Source organism: Dyella subtropica (genome assembly GCF_026283965.1).
GTDB classification, from domain to species: Bacteria; Pseudomonadota; Gammaproteobacteria; order Xanthomonadales; family Rhodanobacteraceae; genus Dyella_D; species Dyella_D subtropica.
In genome coordinates this window covers 208,589-225,375 of record NZ_JAPDPD010000004.1, presented here as the reverse complement: position 1 = coordinate 225,375, position 16,787 = coordinate 208,589, and the positions used below count along the sequence as shown (strand labels likewise).

Here is a 16,787-nt window from a genome sequence, read left to right as displayed (position 1 = left end):
CAGGGATTAAGAAGGAAGGCGGGGAACAGGGGCCCCGCGGATATGCAAGAGACAAAGCCTCAGGCACGGATGTGGGTATTGGGCGGATGGCGAATGGAGATCGACGGCGTGCCGGCCGGCGGTCCTTCCTATCGCAAAGGACGGGGGCTGCTGGCCTACCTCGCCCTGGAAAACGGCTGGCACACTCGGGAAAAGCTCGGCGAGCTGTTCACGGCCAGATCGGCGGGTTACCTGCGTCAGCTCGTTTCGAACCTGCGGTCCAGCCTGGAACAGGCCGGCCATGCGACTGCCTTGATCGCCGAGCGCAATCTGCTACGGCTCAATCCGCACTACAGCCTATGGCTGGACACCGAAGTGTTCCTGTCGGCGGCCAACGAACGGGCTGTGCCGCACGACTCGGGATACGAATCGGCCATTGCGCGCATGGAGCACGGTGCCGCGCTGTATCAAGGCGAGTTCCTCGACGGCTTGTCCCTCCCTGATAGTCCTGAGTTCGAGGAATGGCTGGAGGTTCGGCGCCAGCACATGCTGCAGCAGGCGCTGGCGCTGCTGGACCGGTTGCGCCACCACTCCGAGACGGCAGGCCAGCTCGATCGGGCGCTGATGCACGCCCGGCGCATCCTGGCATTGGATGCCTGGAACGAATCCGCCCATCGCCATGTCATGCGACTGCTGGCGCTGAGCGGCCGCACCGCAGCGGCGCTAGCCCATTACGAGACCTGCCGCTGGACGTTGGAGCGGGAATTGGGGCTGACGCCGGAACCCGAGACGCAGCACCTGCACGCATTGATACAAAGCGGATCGCTCGCCGCGCTGACAGCTCCCGCCCACGAACTGCCAGTCAAGGCCATTGCAGAGCGACGGCTGGTAACGATCCTGTGCTGCGAATTGGAGGTTCCCGGCGAAGAAGATGTCGATGCCATCGCAGATGCATTGGCGCAACCTCGCTTGCGCTGCCAGGCCATGTTGGCGTCAGGGTCAGGCCATCGGGTGATGTCGCACGGCAATCGTCTACTCGCCTATTTCGGGCTACCGCTTGCGCGAGAGAACGCCGCACTGGCAGCAGTGCACACCGCTTTATCCATCTGCCGCCAGATCGAAGGTTCGGTCGCGGCGCGGATCGGCATTCATACCGGCATCGTCATCACGCACGCGCAGTCCGATGAACCCGACGCAGCCGGCATCGCTTCCGGTCACGCGATAAGGCTGACGGAGAAGGCTCTGCCCGGGCAGGTGGTCGTCAGCGAACCCACCCAGCACTTGGTGCGCGGCTACTTTCATCTTCAATCGCAAGGATCACTAGGCCGCGCGGACACCGAAAAGTCGATGGCGGTATTCCGCATAGAAGGAGAAACCGGCGCCGACAATCGCCTGGATTCGGCAATCAGCCTCAGTCCCTTGGTAGGCCGCGAAGCGGAATTGGCGACGCTGTTGGGCCTGTGGCAAGAAGCCAGGCAAGGCCATCGTTCCAACCTGCTGATCCGTGGCGATGCGGGTATCGGCAAGTCGCGCCTGGTACGCAGCCTGCGCGATCAATTGGCCGATGAATCTTTGGCCATCTTCGAGCTGCGCTGCCTGCCCGAGTTCAGCAGCACACCCTTCCATCCCCTGCTGGCGCTGTTCACGACGCTCGCAGGTTTCGTCGAAGCCGATACACTGGAGCAAAAGCGCGACAAGATGGCGGATGCCCTTCGCACGTTCCCGACGATGCACAACGCTGTGCCGGTGCGCGAAGCGTTATCGCTGCTGACCGACGTGCTGCATCTGGGCGAAGGTGATGCCGGCTGCGAACTCACCCTGACCCCACTCAAGCAACGCGAGAAGACGTTCCAACTGCTGCTTGCCTTGCTGGAGACACTGGGGAACGGCAAACCAGCGCTGCTGATCGTGGAAGATTTGCACTGGTGCGACCCCTCCACGCTCGACGTACTGGCTTCGCATGTTCTGCAGCCCACCGCCGCCCCCATGCTGACGTTGCTGACCAGCCGACCGGACTGCGAATGGCAGCACGCCAGGGCGACGCTTGACTTGCCGCCCTTGTCGAACGCACAAGCGATGGATCTCGTGCGCCGGCTCGAAGCCGATTTGCCGTCCAAGACCATCGAGCAGATCGTGGCGTGGTCCGACGGCATCCCCCTTTACGTGGAAGAAATGGCGCGCATGAATGCGCAAGCGGAAGCGCATGCGCAGGCCCCTCATGCATCGCTGACCTTGCAGGAATTGCTCGCGGCTCGCCTGGATAGCAAAGGCCCTGACGCCAAGGCCACAGCCCAGCTGGCCGCTACCTTGGGGCGGGATTTCAGCCTGAATCTGCTGCAATGGCTGTCTCCGCTCAAAGGCCCAAGCCTGCAGCATGCATTGAATGCGTTACAGCACGCCGGACTGATCCTGGCCACGGGCAACGGCACGTATCAGTTCAAGCATGCACTGATCCAGGATGCCGCCTATCAGTCGCTGACACGTAACGGCCGAGTAGCCAATCACAAGCGCATTGCCCAGGGGCTTCGCGCAGGGTTTTCCGCGTTGGTGGAAAATCAACCCGAAATTCTTGCGCAGCACCTTGCACTGGCGGGGGAAGCGGCCGAAGCGATCGAGTTGTGGCTCAAGGCCGGGCGCTGGGCCGCGCGCCGCTCGGCCGACCGCGAAGCTGCACATCATTTCGAGGCCGGTCTGGCGTTGCTTCCGCAATTGCGCAGCGAGCGCGAACGCGCGCGGCTGGAGCTTGCGTTGCAGGTCGGTCTCGGTAGCGTTTATGTAGCCATGCAGGGTTACGGTTCGCAGGAGGCGAAACAGGTGTTCACGCGAGCCGTGGCACTGATCCGCGACGTCGAGGACGATGCGACAACCTTCCCGGTGATATTTGGCCTGTGGCAAGGCGGCATTACCGATCGCGTCACCTCGGCGCCAGTGGAACTGGCCGAACGGCTGGAGCGCATCGCACGTGCGTCGGGCGATCCATTCCATCAGGTGATCGCGGACTACGCATACGGCAACAACCTGTTCTGGCTGGGGCGCCATGACGATGCAGCCCGTCATCTGGAGCGTGCGATTGCGGCGCCGAGTAGCGTGCAGGGCGAGCAGCTTGTCGCCTGGTACGGCGAAGACTGCCGCAACTTCAGCCGCTGCTTCCTGGCCTGGACCCTCTGCTTTCGAGGGCGGCCCGACGAGGCCCGCAGGCAGATGGGGCAAGCCGTGGCCGATGCCCGCCAGCTTGGTCACGCGCACTCGCTTGCGTTCGCACTGACGTTCGCCGCTCAACTGCAACGTCACATCGGCGATGCCGACGAAGCCGAACTCCTTCTGCTGGAATCGGTGCAACTGGCCAATGAGCATGGTATGGCGTTATGGTCCGCCGTCGCGACCGGCACGCTGGGCTGGGCACGCGCCGTACGCGGTGACGAGCAGGCCCTGGACGATATTCGCGGCAGCATTCAGGCTGCGATGATTGCCATGCCGTTGGTGGTGGTCACCTTCCGCTCCTTCTTGACCGACGCCCTGCTCCGCCTCGGTCACTTCACCGAAGCGCTAGCCTGCATCGAAGAAACGATCGCCCGCGCCGAAGCGTACGAAGACCTCCACATGCTGCCGGAATTCCTGCGCCAGCAAGCTGCCTGCATCATGGCGCTGGATACCGCGCGCGAAGACGATGCAAAAGCGTTACTGGTTCGCGCGCTGAAGTTGGCACAACAGCAAAATGCCCTGATCCTCGAACTGCGCGTGGCTGCCGATCTGGCCCTATTGCCATGTGAACGGAATGATGTGTCGCTGGAGTTGCTTCAACGCGTCTACGACCGCTGCCGTGAAGGTTTCGATACGCCGGATGTCATGCGCGTTGCCGGCTTGCTGAAAGTACTGAAGGGCGGCAATGCCAAATCAGCAGCGAATACGGAAGCCGATCGAGGGCTCCGCGACAAGGTGGCGTAGCGACGAACTTTTTATAGTGAGGCATGGAAACAAGAGGTCAGAGACTGAGGTATCTCCACGTTTCACACTGGTAAAACAAGCTCTTGGAGTAGATCGGCCTCTGGATATCGCAGCCGCCGGATGAGTTCTCGTACGCTAGGGAACGGCCACGACATGACAAGGGCTTCTCGTCCTAGCCGCATCACTGAGTACAGTCGCCGCTCGCTTGGCCGCGGCGACAGCCACTGCTGAAGGCCGATCGATTCGCATGCGGTGCCGACAATCCATGCGGCGAGGGCAGCCATAGCGCTGAGCAGAAGAAGGATCTCGATTCGGTGTCCTTTGCGCGTGAGGCTGTCTCCGAAGGCTTCACCGTAACGATACGATGCAACGCTTGCGAACGTAACGCGTGCATCGAACTGAGTGCGTCGTGCAGGCGGCTTTGCAAAACTTCGGTGGCACGCATGGCGGGCGCTTCCTTTTGGCTTAGTCGCCTTGCGAAGCATCTCGTCATGCGTGCGCCTTCTATACGAATTGCCTGAAATTCCTGGCAACTTTGCAGCGGAAACGTGGGGATACCTCAGTCTCTGACCCCTTTATCCTTCTGCATCAGTGATTGGCTACCAGACCTCTCATCGCGGCCCGGATGGAGGCGTGAACGGCAACGCGCGGCGTCACTTCACCGCGACCGCCGCCATCCCCGTCACCAGCGCCATCGGCCGCTGCTCCGCATCGGCAAAGCTCCCTACCTCAAGGTCGCGCAGAGTGATTTCAAAGTTGCGCCCGGCGATACCGACCTTAATCGTGGGAGGGGTGTAGAGCGTGAACGATCTTCCGCGCAGATAATCGGACGCCACCTTGCCGGTGGCCACACCGAACGCCAGCATCACGTCGGGGTACACCTCGCCGTCGGCGCTCCAATCGAACACAATGGCGTCGATCGATTCCACCACAACGTCGATCGTTTTATCGTCCTTGACGGTAAGGCGGGCGCTGCAATTGACGTAGCCGTCACTCCAGACCCGCGGGCTGAAGTCGTGGCGGATTTCGAAGACACCGTCGCCGCGCAGATCGATGCGCAACTGGCACTGGTTGCCGGATGACGGAAAGATGGTGAAGCGCGGATTACCGAGGTGGATCCGATAATAGACGAGCAAGTTGAAGCTGCGACCGGGATCCTTATACGTCCACGAGTCGTAGACGTCGATGCCTGCCAGCACTTCGCCCAGCACCGTATCCAGCGTCGACGTACCGATTCCCGTCAGCGCCCTGCCAAACGGCCATGCGGTGGGACGGGGTGCAATGGTCGCATGAGGCGCCTTGGCGAAGGCTGCCGTCACGCAGGGAGGCTGCACGGTCACCACCGGCGCGCTGAACTGATTGCCCGGCAGTCCGATCACGGGTATGCGCAAGGGAGCAAAAATCTGCAGATTGAAGTGCGCGATCAACCAGGGCACGAGCAGCTCGTTGAGGCGTGCCTCGGCCTCCGGATGCCGTTCCACCCGCAGCAAGCCTTGCCGCAGTTCCAGGGTCATCATATAGACCGGCGGCGACCCATAGGTATGGAAACGGACTCTCGCCAGCATCTCCAGGGAAGCCGTGGCTGTCCACGCCCCACCCGCCCCTTCGACCGTAAGCTCGATGCCGTCGAACGCCACCATGAAAGCCGCCAGGGATGAAGGATCCGCTGGGTCGACGGGGATATCGGAAGACGGGACGCGGACCATGGGAGCGTAGGCCAAATCGAAGGCGATCCTGCCGATGTCGGTCGACTGGAACGTCAACTCGCCCTTGAAAAGGTCGGGGTAACAACTGCGATAGATGGCGCGCAGGATGTCGCTAGGGGCAACGGCGTCGGTGCCGCCGATGAGATCGCAGCCGAGTTTCCTTGGCTGCCACAACTCGTTCGCCGCCGCGCGCGACCAGGGATGGACGATCAAGGCGTTACCCTGATCGGCATAAGGCGGGTCGCCGCGCATGTTGAGCTTGAGTTCGAGCTCGGTCTTCGAACGGATCGCGTTCCACGCGCCCGGGACAGTGTCGTCGAGCCAGACGCAGCGGTCGTTCGTATCGATTTCCGACACGTGCTTGAGCACCGCCTCCGGGCCCGGGCCGCGCGCGATGCACATGCTCGGCCGCGCCCGATTGATCAGCGCATACCCCTCCGCACCCCGTACCGGGCGGCGGTCCCACGTTTGCAGATCGCTGCCGTCCAGCGCCGAGACCGCCACACCCGTGCTGCGGGGCGATGCCGAGGCCGTGATCGCCAGCGGCTTGCCGTTGCGTGAGGCCGCCTTGGACGCCAGCGCCCCGAAGTCCGGCCTGCGTGGCATGATCCTGATCGCCAGACCGCCGATATGGCGCCCCTGTCCGCGCAGGCCGCAATACTCGCCGTTGGCCAGCCACCCGATGTCGCCGCCGCCGCTGATGTTCGCCATGTAGAGCACGTCGTAGTCGGCCAGACATTCGCCGCTCAGCTCGATGCGGAAACCTTCGAGCGCCCGGCCTTGTCCGCGGGTACCGACGAACATGCCGTCCGTCACCCAGCCGGTATCGCCCTGCCCGCGGATATCCGCCCGATAGCGCAGGCCCAGGCCGCGCGTCCATGGCTCCAGCGTGATGGCGAAACCTTCTAGGCGCAGGCCGGTGCCGCGCGTCCCGACGTACTCGCCGGGTCCCGCATGCACGTCCCCCACATTCTGGATGTGAGCAAGCACATCGAAGCGCACCGTCATCCTTGCCGTCCCCCTGATTGCCATCGTTAGCGTAGCCGCGCCAGGCGGTTGCTCGAACTTCCCGATTCCGTGTTGCCGTTCGCTAGGCCTGTTGCTAGGTGCCCGCGAACCGCCGAAAGCGGTAAATGAACTCCCAGATCCGAGCCTCCACATCACGAAAGGTAGCTTCCCTGGTCATCCGCATATTATGAAAGCCATCGGCTCGCTGGAATTGACCGGCCCTGATTTCGCTACTCGCGTATTCGGATAGGTGCGGAAGAGGTTCAGGATAGAACAGAAGGTAGCCACCATTCGCGACACGGTGATCGCCAGCACGGTGACATACGAGGCAGATAGTCTCTACCCCATCACCTGTGTATTCCATTTCCACCAATCGCCTAAAATTGAATTCATAGAAGGTGCGGTCTATCGCTGGTCGCAAAAGGTTGTCACGGTAATATGGCCAAGTGACTATTTCTTGGTGTGAGGATTCGGCTATCAGCTGACTCTCCGTAGGGCGGTTCGCTCGGAATTGCATGATGAGGTCTTGGATATACTGATCATCGTTATCTGCCATGGCGTTTCTCCTATGTTGTCAGCGCTGCAGGCGGTGGCGAGGGCTAGAGAAATAAGTGGTCATAGACATTTGTCCACCTTATTTTTTCAAAAAAAATATCTCTTAACCATTATTTCTATACCTGAAACTGAGCCATGGCGTCCGCGGCCCAATTTGTACAAGTCGCTGCGCACGAACTTACCCGTCGCCGATATGCCAGCTCATCAAATTGAGGACAGCGCTATCTACTACCAGGTCATGTCCGATCAATTCAAGGACGATTCGGGGAATGAGTCGCTTCACCACGATTTCGCGGGGAAGATCCACCGCGCAATAGTTGTCCGGACCGAACTGCAGTTCTCGCATACTTTGGATTTTGAGGTGCTCGATAAGCTCACTCAACTCCGCACTGGCGAGGTAAATCGGCGCACTAAGCTTGGGTTTGGCGGTGCGCCACACATCGATCTTGTGACCCATCGGTTGGTAGGGGCGTATGGAAGCCTCCTCCATTAATTCAGTCATGGCCGCCTGCCAATCCGCAACCGTGCTCAGGTAATGGCTCCACCAGCGATGCACTTCGGGCGACGCGAGGATGTCCAAACATTGTTTTAGGATATCTGCTCGCTCCTGCCTCGCCTTCTCGTACCTGGGGCGCCACAACGGATCGGCGGGTTCGGTTTTCAGAATGGTCGGCTGGAGGCGCACGACGAACTCGACCCTTCGCCCGTCGATGGCGTGAATCGCACAGCGTGTGGCTAAGTTCTGCAGATCGGCGACATCGTTGCTAAAGACATTGTTGTCGCCGAGCTCAATCACCTCGCGAGCCGAGCCATCGGCCTCGTCTACCGGGTTCTCGTGGACGTGGCCGCTCGCTGGACGCTCGGCGATGTCTCTCAGTGCACGCTGTTCGGCCGAATCCTTCCATTGGATCAACGCCTCGGCCGTGTATCGTTGCGCATCGTTATCGACGAGTTTGTGGCAGTTCTGACAAAGCCATATGGCGTTGTTGATTCCGCGTCGCTCTTTCGCGCTCATGTGGGCATGGAAGCGAGGGCCGCCTTGCGCAGCCGCATGAATGTGGGCGGCCACGCCGATGGTTACAGACTTCCGACTGTCGAGCTGAGGCCCGCTGGTTGCGGCCCGGCAAGCGGGGTTCGAACAGCGCTCGCCAGCTCGCTTGCGGAGATCACCGATGACGGTACGGTCGAAGTTGTCGCGCATGTTGCCTTCCAGGTGGAGTTCGACACGCGCTTCCGAGCGGTCGAGCGATTGTGGGCGCTTTAGTAAATAAGGGGTCTAGCAAATAAGGGCTCAGAGACATTTGTTGCACCTTATTTTTTCCAAGAAAATATCTCTGCCCCCTTATTGTCAATCCCCTTTATTGACCACAACCACGCACTTCACGCCGCCGCAGCGATAACGATATACATCGAGCACAAGACCGCTCGCAGGGGGCGACGGTCACTGCCACCCTGCCCGAACGGGCACGCGCTGAACCGGCGAGTTCTTCGTCCAGCCGGGCCCCAATGCGCGCAGCGGGAACCTACATGGGCCAACCTTCTAAGGCTAGCGAACGCCATCTGCTGCAGTTCGATGCCACCTCTTCGCTCCAGCGCGACCACACGCTCACCTACTACGCAGGCCTTACTCCGCACCGCGTCCACGCCCACACCAAGGCCACGCGCGCCGATGCCCGCGTCGGCAATCCGCTGCTGCAGCGGATGCCCGATGCTCGCCTGAGCCACTATCTCGAGGTGGACCTGCCAACCGACTCGATCATGGTCACCTACCTGGCGCGCGCCACAGAGGTCGGCGGCGCACCCACCGAGGACTTCCTCTCGCTGGCCGTGCACGTGCCGCGCGAAGGCCGGCGCCACCTGCGCGAAAACCGACTGCTGCGTGGCGTGCCGCAGGAACTGCATCCCAAGCTCGCCTGGCTGCTGGAAGACGACGAAGTAAGGCAAGGACTGGGCTCTCTGCTGCGCAGCGACGCGGCGCTGCTCGAAACCGAACTGCTACACAATCTGATCGACCCGTTTGAAACCGCCTCCACGTTGCTGTTTCAGCACCCTTCGCTGATCAACCTCAACACGGAACACGGCGGCGCCATTCCCGCCCTGATCCTGCGCGATTGCGTCGGCCGCGCGTTGCGTAAGCGCAGCCGCCTGCCCGACGAAATCCGCCGCCTCGGCGAGCAATGGTCACGCCGCGTGCCCATGCTTGACGCGGACGGCAAGGTGGTGACGGATGCCGAGGGCACGATATTCACTATCGAAGTGCACGAGGGTGTGCGCCGTCACATGGGCGCCCCGATGGGCCTGGCGCTGAAGTACTCGCAGCAGATGGAGGAACTGCAAGGCCAGACATGGCGCATGCAGTACGGCCAGACCGTGGAGGAACACCGCCCCGTGCGCGCGACGCAGCAGGGCAAGCGCCCTCTGCTGCAGGCCGACCAGACGCGCTGGACCCTGAAGGCGCTGAGCACCATGAACGGCGTGAGCACCGGCGCCGTCAGTTTCGATCCGCCTCGCGAAGGCGGCCTGGAGATCAACGAGGGCTGGTCGTCGAGCGATCCCACGCCCATGTCCAAAGACATGGTCGGCGCGCTGATCGAAGGCCGCATGTTTGTCTGTGTGGAGACGGCGGACGACGCCAATGCCTGGAAAGCGGGCTTCGCCGCGCAGCCGCCCAAGCAGGAAGGGGAAACCGTGTTCGAGGCCGCCTACCGCAGCGGCAGCGCGGGCGCGGACGCCTTCAAGGTGGACTTGCGGCTCGACGAGCTCCAGGTGGACTTGTACCTCCACGTGCGCATGCATTCGGCCTGTAAAAAGGTACTCAGAACCGCCCATCTGTACGTGCGCGAGCCCAATGGCGTGGAACGGAGGGTGTGGAGCGCCGCGCCGACCACCAAGGGCAAGTACGGCCAGCTGCGCGTGGACATGAAGAACGATTGGTTGCGCCACCTGGTCGCCTACGCCGAGTTCTTCGACGCCGCCGGTCGCGTGATCAAGCCCGAAAACTTCCCTGGGAACCTGCCGTCCCCGCTAGTGCCGTATTTCGACCATCACGACACCAAGCGTTACATCGATCTGATCAACCCTGTGACCACCGTCTTCGGCGTGCCGATCCCGGCCGATACGCAGACGCTAGAGATCGACGTCCCCGAATCGGCTTCGTCGGTCAAGCTCTACTGGGGCGGATTGGGTACCGGCGAGTTCGACGAAACGGTATGCGTGCTGGGAATCCTCTGCACGGCGGTGCTTGAGATGGTCCTGCCCATCTACCTGCTGGTCAAGGGCACCTCAGAGAAGAACACCGGCATCATCAACTACTTGATGAAGGATCCGAGGGTCCGCGCGGGGATCTATTCTCTCGGTATCGGCCTCACCGCCGGCTATGCGTTCGGCGGTTCGCAAGACCCCGCCAAGGCCATCGGTAGGGTGGCCGCGATGGTGCTGCCCAAGCTGGCGAAGCTGGAGGCCAAGAAATTCTCCCTCTACCTCGCGCAGAAGGCCGGCGAAGCCGTGGCCAAGCGCGCCGTGCCGCTGATCAACCTGGCCTTCCTCGCGCTGGATACCACCATCACGCTGATGCAGCTGGCGCAGACCACGGCTGCCGTACTGCAGTCTCCCTTCTACTACACCACCGAACTCACCCGCACCTTCGACCTGCGCGGCCGTGTGCTGCCGGATCCGGCGTTCAACAAGTTTCCCGACCACCACGACCGGATGGTCGTGCGCGTACTCTACGACTCAGGCAATACCTTGCCGGTGCAGGAGATTCGCCTGCCGGGCGAAACGCTGTCCAAGCCACTACCGTTCGAGTTCAACGGCATCGCCGCCGGCGGTCGCGTGAAAGTAATGGTGTTCTTCTACGCCGCCAACGGCTGGCAGTCGGCGATGGGCGCCTCGGGCTGGGTGGATGCCAAGGGTGCGCAAGGCAGCTCAGTGCTGGAGCTGGACGTGGTGGTGAAGAACGCACTCATTCCGCTATCGCGCCAGTCGGTCTACCAGCACCGGCAATCGATCGTGTTCGAAGGCGGACGCCATCGCTGGAAGCAGCGCCCCGCCCCCACCGCCACTATCACCACGGCGCCGACAGACGACGGCCACCGCCTGTTGTCGATGGGCGGCATCACCGTGGCGCAGCGCCCGGGCATGCTTGGCTACTCCTGGCAGGCCAACGGCTTGAACAGGCCGCGCGACCGCCCAGGACCGCCCACCGACGGCGCGATGCACACGATGCAGAACCTCTCGCTGCTGGAAGATCCCGAGGCCTCCTACGCCAGCTCTCCACTGGGCTTCTCCCTGCCCTGCGGCGTGGCCTACGACCTCGGCTCAGCGGAGGACGGCAGCGGAGCCAGCTTCTATCTCGATCCCAGCGGCGGCGACTACGACGACATCGGCAATCCCGCCGGCGGCTATCACCTGCGCCGCATCGCGCTGTCGCTGCATGAGAAGCCGCGCTTCGAACCGGGCAACGGGGAGAGCTGGGGCCGATTCTCCGCACCGGTGGACCGTTTCGTGGTGCACCCGCAGGGTTACGCGGCCGGCGTCAGCGCCGACACGTCCAAACTCTACTTGCTGAAGCTGGCCGCTCCGAAAAAAAACAAGGAGGCCACCGTCGCCAGTCCCTACAGCGGCGAAGGCGAACGTGTGGGCCTGCTGCTGCAGCCATGCGCGATCGCCGTGGCGCTGGATGGGCGACTGCTGGTACTGGAGCAAGGCAACAAACGCATCCAGAGCTTCGACATTTCCGGCAACCCCGTGCCGTACTTCAAACCCAAGGACCAGACGGAGAAGTCCGCGGTACTCCCGCTGCGCCAGACGGGCGCGACGGGCACTACCTATCTGGACCTATCGGTGGAGGCCAAGGGCTATCTGTTCGTACTGGCCTACGACGGTAACGGCAGCCAGCCGGAGCACTACCGCATCGATATCTACGAACCGGACGGCAGCTTCCTGGTCAGCACGCCGCGCGTGGCCGCGGCGCGCATCGCGGTAGACCTGGCGCGCAGCCTCTACACGCTCAACTGGGAAACCCTGAGCGGTCCGGATCGCCGCACCGAACCGTCACTCAGCATGTGGCTACCACCGCCGCCGACGACGCTCAGCAAAAGGAAAAAGTGATGTTTATTTTCGAAGGCAAGTTCAGCGTGTTCCTCGCCGACGTGCACCTGCGCTTCATGTTCCATGTGGACAAAGACGCCAAGCGGTTGCGGATTCAGGTGGATGAGCGCGAACCGGACACCCGATCCTTCGAAGAATGGGCCACCTTCTTCAAGAGCATCGTTCCCATCCCCTTCCCGGCCCCGCGTGGACTGCTGTCGGCGCTGGCCGGAGCGCAGGACGAGCTAGAGCCGGAGCGGGTCGCCCTGCTGGCGCAGCTGGCGGGCGTCAAGCTGCAGCAGCGCGACAGGTATTACACGGACACAGTTGCGCCCGGCGTGTCGGACATCCGCGAGTCCAAGCGTTGCGAGAAGGCCGACTTCGGCCCCCAGGGCAGGACGGTGATCGATCTCAGCAACACCGATTTCACGGGCGTGCACTTCATCGACACCAATTTCTCCAAGGCCATCCTGACCGGCGTCGACTTCACGGATTGCACCTTCGAGCGCTGCACCTTCGGCTCCAGGCAGCTGCCCTCCGCGCGCATGATAAGAGCCAATTTCACCAAGCAAAGCCTGGTGGACATGGACCTGAGTGGCATCAAGCTGGAGGGCGCCAAGCTCAACGGTGCCAACATCCGGGGTTGCAACCTGTCGGGCGCCTCGCTCAAGCAAGCCAGCATCGACCGGGCCTGGCTCTCCGGCTTGAACCTGACGTATGCCGAGCTCGACGGCATGGAAGGCACAGCAACTGTTTTCCATGATTGCAATTTCGCCTTCGCCACCTTGAAGAACGCGAAGCTGACACGGCCGGCATTCGGCGGCTCGCAGCTCGTCAGCATCAACGCCCAGAACGCAAGCCTCGTCAACGCGCGCTTCGCAGCGCTGACCTTGGAAGAAATATTCCAGGTCATCGACCTGCAGTCGAGCGCGAACGGTGGACCCTACGAGCCGGCGACCATTCACCTGGCCGATTTCAGCGGGGCCACGCTCACGGATGCACGCTTCGACGGCGTGCGCATCTCGGAGAGCACGTTCGCGGCCGCGAAGTTGGGCAAAGCCATCTTCGGGGGAACGGCGCTGAGGCTCGTGTCGTTCAAGGACACCGAACTGGCCGGCGCGGATTTCAGCGCCAGGGAAGCCGAATACGAGAAGGGCCAGCGAATGCGCGAACCGGTGCCGGTGGCCAGCTTCGAGCAAGTGGACTTCGACAACGCCAACCTGCAGGGCACCAACTTCCGCAACGCGGTGCTGGCCGGCAAGGTGAGGCATGCGCGCACACCCCGTCGGGACACCTCCAAGAAAGAGCGCATGCACCTGGCCGGCGCAAAGTTCACCTCCAGCCTATTGGGCACCGACTGGTCTTATGTCGATGCCAGCGGTGCGACCATTGCGCTGGACCGGCCAGGCGATGGCACTTTCAAGAACTTCAAAGCCAAGGAAGCGATCCTGCCCATCGTGGATTTCGCGGGCCTAGCGCTGATCGACGCCGATTTCGAATCTGCGGATCTACGCAGCATGCGCTTCGGCAATTGCAATCTGGAGAACGCTAAGTTCGGCAGGGCGATCCTCGAAGCCGCGGATTTCACCGGCGCCCATCTGCAAAGCGCGAATTTCGCCAATGCCATACTGATGAACGCGAACTTCTCCCACGCGTGGATGTGGGACGCCACATTCAATGGCGCCGTGCTCACGGAGGCCAATTTTTCGTCCGCCATGTTGGCCGAGGTGGATTTCAAGGGCATCAGCGACGGCAAGCTGAGCAATGTGAACTTCTCGGGCGCATGCCTGGTGTCGGCGACGTTCACCAACATCAAGGCGCCCCGCTCCGGCAATAAGCAGACGAACTTCTCCTCGGCCTGTCTGGCCGGCGCCGATTTCGTCGGGGCGTCCTTGATGGACGTCGTACTGACTAGAGCGCAGCTTTCCTCCAAGAAAGGAAGCATCGAGGCCGTGCACCGCCTGTACCCCGACGGCAAAACGTTCGACTACGACCCGACCAAACTCGACGCCCGCAGCACTGGGCCTCAAACCACCTGCCCTGATGGCAGGGGCGGCACGTGCACTACGGAACAACTGCACGCCATTCCAGTACTGGCGCGATGGCCGTCCAGCTCTACTTGAAGGTCTATGGGAGGCGGACATTTATCCATGAATGACGATCTCTTGGATCAAAGGGCGTGCGGGAAGTGACACGGGATGGCTTCCATCAGCGACTGGCAACGGCAATAGGGGCGGCGCTTCAGGCCAAAAGAAAATGGCCCTTTGGCAATTGAGCCCGAAAACGCGCACGCTCATTGAATACAGCAATGGCTATGAATACGGCCCCTGAAAGGAGGCATGGTCATAGCGCACCTTCTGATCTTCCCGAGCTTCACTGAGGCGCAGCTACACAACAGCTACACGGCACCTACACAACACCTCGACTCTCCATCGCGTACTTTGGGCCTCCTATCGGTGACCTATAAGCCAATCTTGCGCCGCATTTTCTGTATTGAAATATAAATACACTTCCGTGGTCGCGATTCTGCTGACCATGATCCAGTTTGCATATCCACTCACCTCATAAGCAACATCGCTATCCAGCAGCGCTCTTCGCGAAATTCAAGTGTTTCCGCTGTCAAATCCAACATGGGGGATTTTTCATGCTGACGCCGACGACCGTTCCGCAAGGTGGCTTCAATCAAGAATATCGGCAACAAACGAATGTTCCTGGCGGATATATTTATAGCCATACAGGCGATAACTACGACGCCTACATGAATTCGATCTACCCACTGCTGCCAGAGCGGGTGGCATTTTCGGACCACGACCTGCCCAGCGATCTCCAAAAGGATAGTCCAGGCACGAACTCGGTGCCCCAGACGGCGATCATTTTCCCCTATCCAGGTGTACCACCCACCGAGATGCCGTGGCGTTTTACCTTGTTGGCCGGGAAACATACGGTCGATTGCATGCTGATCGCCCGCATTATCTTCGTAAAACCGATCACGCAAGCGCAAGGTTCATCGCAGACGACAACCGCCTGGTCCAAGGGGCTGATCGAGCGGCACACCGAAACCACCCTGCTTGCCGGTGAGGGTACGACGCTCACTGAACTGGTCGGGGATGACGGCGACCGTTATGCGTTAGTCGCTTCCTTCCCCTCAAATGAAGGCGCAGAACTACCGCCTCCTCCTCCCGGTTATCACTACGAGACCCGACCGTTGACCGAGAACTTCACTCTGGTGTGCCATCAACTCGCCCACATCCTGATTGCCAGTGGCTATAACTTCCAGCGTTACGAGCGCGGCAACGTCGCCGATTGAGAAGCATTGCGCATGGCGCCAGTTGCGCATGAAGCGCGTTGGAATTCCCCTCCACGAGAACGCTCATTGCGCCTTCGCCGCTGAAAATGCAAGTGCAAGTGCGAGTGCAGGAAATTGCGATTACGCCGACCAGCTGATTTTCAACAACTTCAACCCTTACGGCGATTCGAATTTTAGTTGACCTATTGGAGTGAAAATACCCTCCGTGAGCCGTCTGGCGGCAGAAACCCGTAATTCCCGTGCCCGATTCCATCGCGAGCATACCGGGATTCTTTCTTTGACGGTAAGTAGACAAAGAGCACGATATGTTCGTCGGCGCGTCACCAGTTTGTGTTGTTGGTTAGTCGTATTCAACGTTGGTTGCATGCACCCCACCAGATTGGAGATCAGCACATGTCAAAAGCGCCTTTCGGCATTCTCATCGAAGCCAAGCTGAAGCCCGGCACGACGATCGCGGCCCGCGACGCGGTAACCAAGATCGTCAAGGCCATCAAGGGACAAGCTTCCGCCAGCAAGTATTGGGGCTATTCCACTGGAACCGGACAGGCGGAGCACTTCATCGTGTTCTGTCCGTTCCAGAAGTTTGCTGATCTCGACCGTCCGACTACTGGAGAGATCGCGGCCAAGAGCAAAATGAATGAAGATATCGACAAGCTGCTCACCTCACTGGAGAGCAACCTGGAGTCGGTACACCGCTCGATTGTCGAGTATGTCCCGGACCTCAGCAATCCGCCCACAAAGGATGCTGCAGCCCCCGGCCCCAACGTTTATCACGTCAAAGCCAAGCTGAAGCCCGGCCACACGCTTAAGGCCGGTCAGATCGCAGCGAAGATCGCTGAAGCCCATCGTAAAGCGCCGAACGGCGTCAAGTATTGGGGTTATACGACGGCGCAAGGAACGGGGGATACCTATCACGCATTCATTCCGTTTGATAAATACGCCGAACTTGACGGCTGGCCCACCACCGGTGAGGTGCTGGCGAAGACGAGCGGAGCTTCGGCAGATGCGTTGCTCACCGAAATCGACGGCATGATCGAATCCTCAGAGCGTTCGATTCTTTCCTACGTGCCCGGACTGAGCGACCCCGCGTAAAGCGGTAACGCGGGGTCCGCGGTGCAATCGCGGATCCTGCGCGCGACATTGTGAAAACAACGTGGAGTCTGCTTGCAACGGCAGGCTCCACTTTATGTGCGCGTTCC

Annotated in this window: 8 protein-coding genes; 5 read left to right on the top strand and 3 right to left on the bottom strand. The window is 61.2% G+C overall.

The features are described 5' to 3' along the window. Positions 1 to 93 precede the first annotated feature (93 nt). Complete coding sequence (locus OUZ45_RS05285; protein ID WP_266168890.1) at positions 94 to 3,924, top strand: ATP-binding protein; 3,831 nt, start codon at positions 94 to 96, stop codon at positions 3,922 to 3,924. 653 nt (positions 3,925 to 4,577) lie between these two features. On the opposite strand, the gene OUZ45_RS05280 is transcribed toward OUZ45_RS05285, so the two are convergent. From OUZ45_RS05280 to OUZ45_RS05270, 3 genes are all read right to left on the bottom strand, one after another. Then, complete coding sequence (locus OUZ45_RS05280; RefSeq protein WP_266168889.1) at positions 4,578 to 6,638, bottom strand: hypothetical protein; 2,061 nt, start codon at positions 6,636 to 6,638, stop codon at positions 4,578 to 4,580. A gap of 94 nt (positions 6,639 to 6,732) precedes the next feature. After that, a complete protein-coding gene (locus OUZ45_RS05275; protein WP_266168888.1) occupies positions 6,733 to 7,194 on the bottom strand; it encodes a hypothetical protein in 462 nt (153 codons plus the stop codon). Between the two features lie 177 nt (positions 7,195 to 7,371). After that, positions 7,372 to 8,394, bottom strand: a complete 1,023-nt coding sequence (locus OUZ45_RS05270; protein WP_266168887.1) for a hypothetical protein — start codon at positions 8,392 to 8,394, stop codon at positions 7,372 to 7,374. Positions 8,395 to 8,720: 326 nt separating this feature from the next. On the opposite strand from OUZ45_RS05270, the gene OUZ45_RS05265 reads away from it, so the two are divergent. The 4 genes from OUZ45_RS05265 to OUZ45_RS05250 all read left to right on the top strand — a co-directional run bounded on the left by OUZ45_RS05265 (position 8,721) and on the right by OUZ45_RS05250 (position 16,680). Further along, positions 8,721 to 12,302 (top strand): NHL repeat-containing protein, encoded by a 3,582-nt coding sequence (locus tag OUZ45_RS05265; protein ID WP_266168886.1) that lies wholly within the window; start codon positions 8,721 to 8,723, stop codon positions 12,300 to 12,302. Beyond that, positions 12,302 to 14,404: a pentapeptide repeat-containing protein gene (locus OUZ45_RS05260; RefSeq protein ID WP_266168885.1), complete on the top strand. Its 2,103-nt coding sequence runs from the start codon at positions 12,302 to 12,304 to the stop codon at positions 14,402 to 14,404. Before OUZ45_RS05265 ends, OUZ45_RS05260 begins: the two co-directional genes overlap by 1 nt. Before the next feature lie 521 nt (positions 14,405 to 14,925). Further along, positions 14,926 to 15,588, top strand: a complete 663-nt coding sequence (locus OUZ45_RS05255; protein ID WP_266168884.1) for a hypothetical protein — start codon at positions 14,926 to 14,928, stop codon at positions 15,586 to 15,588. Positions 15,589 to 15,981: 393 nt separating this feature from the next. Continuing rightward, entirely contained in the window at positions 15,982 to 16,680 is a 699-nt protein-coding gene (locus tag OUZ45_RS05250; protein ID WP_266168883.1) for a hypothetical protein, read from the top strand. Positions 16,681 to 16,787 lie beyond the last annotated feature (107 nt).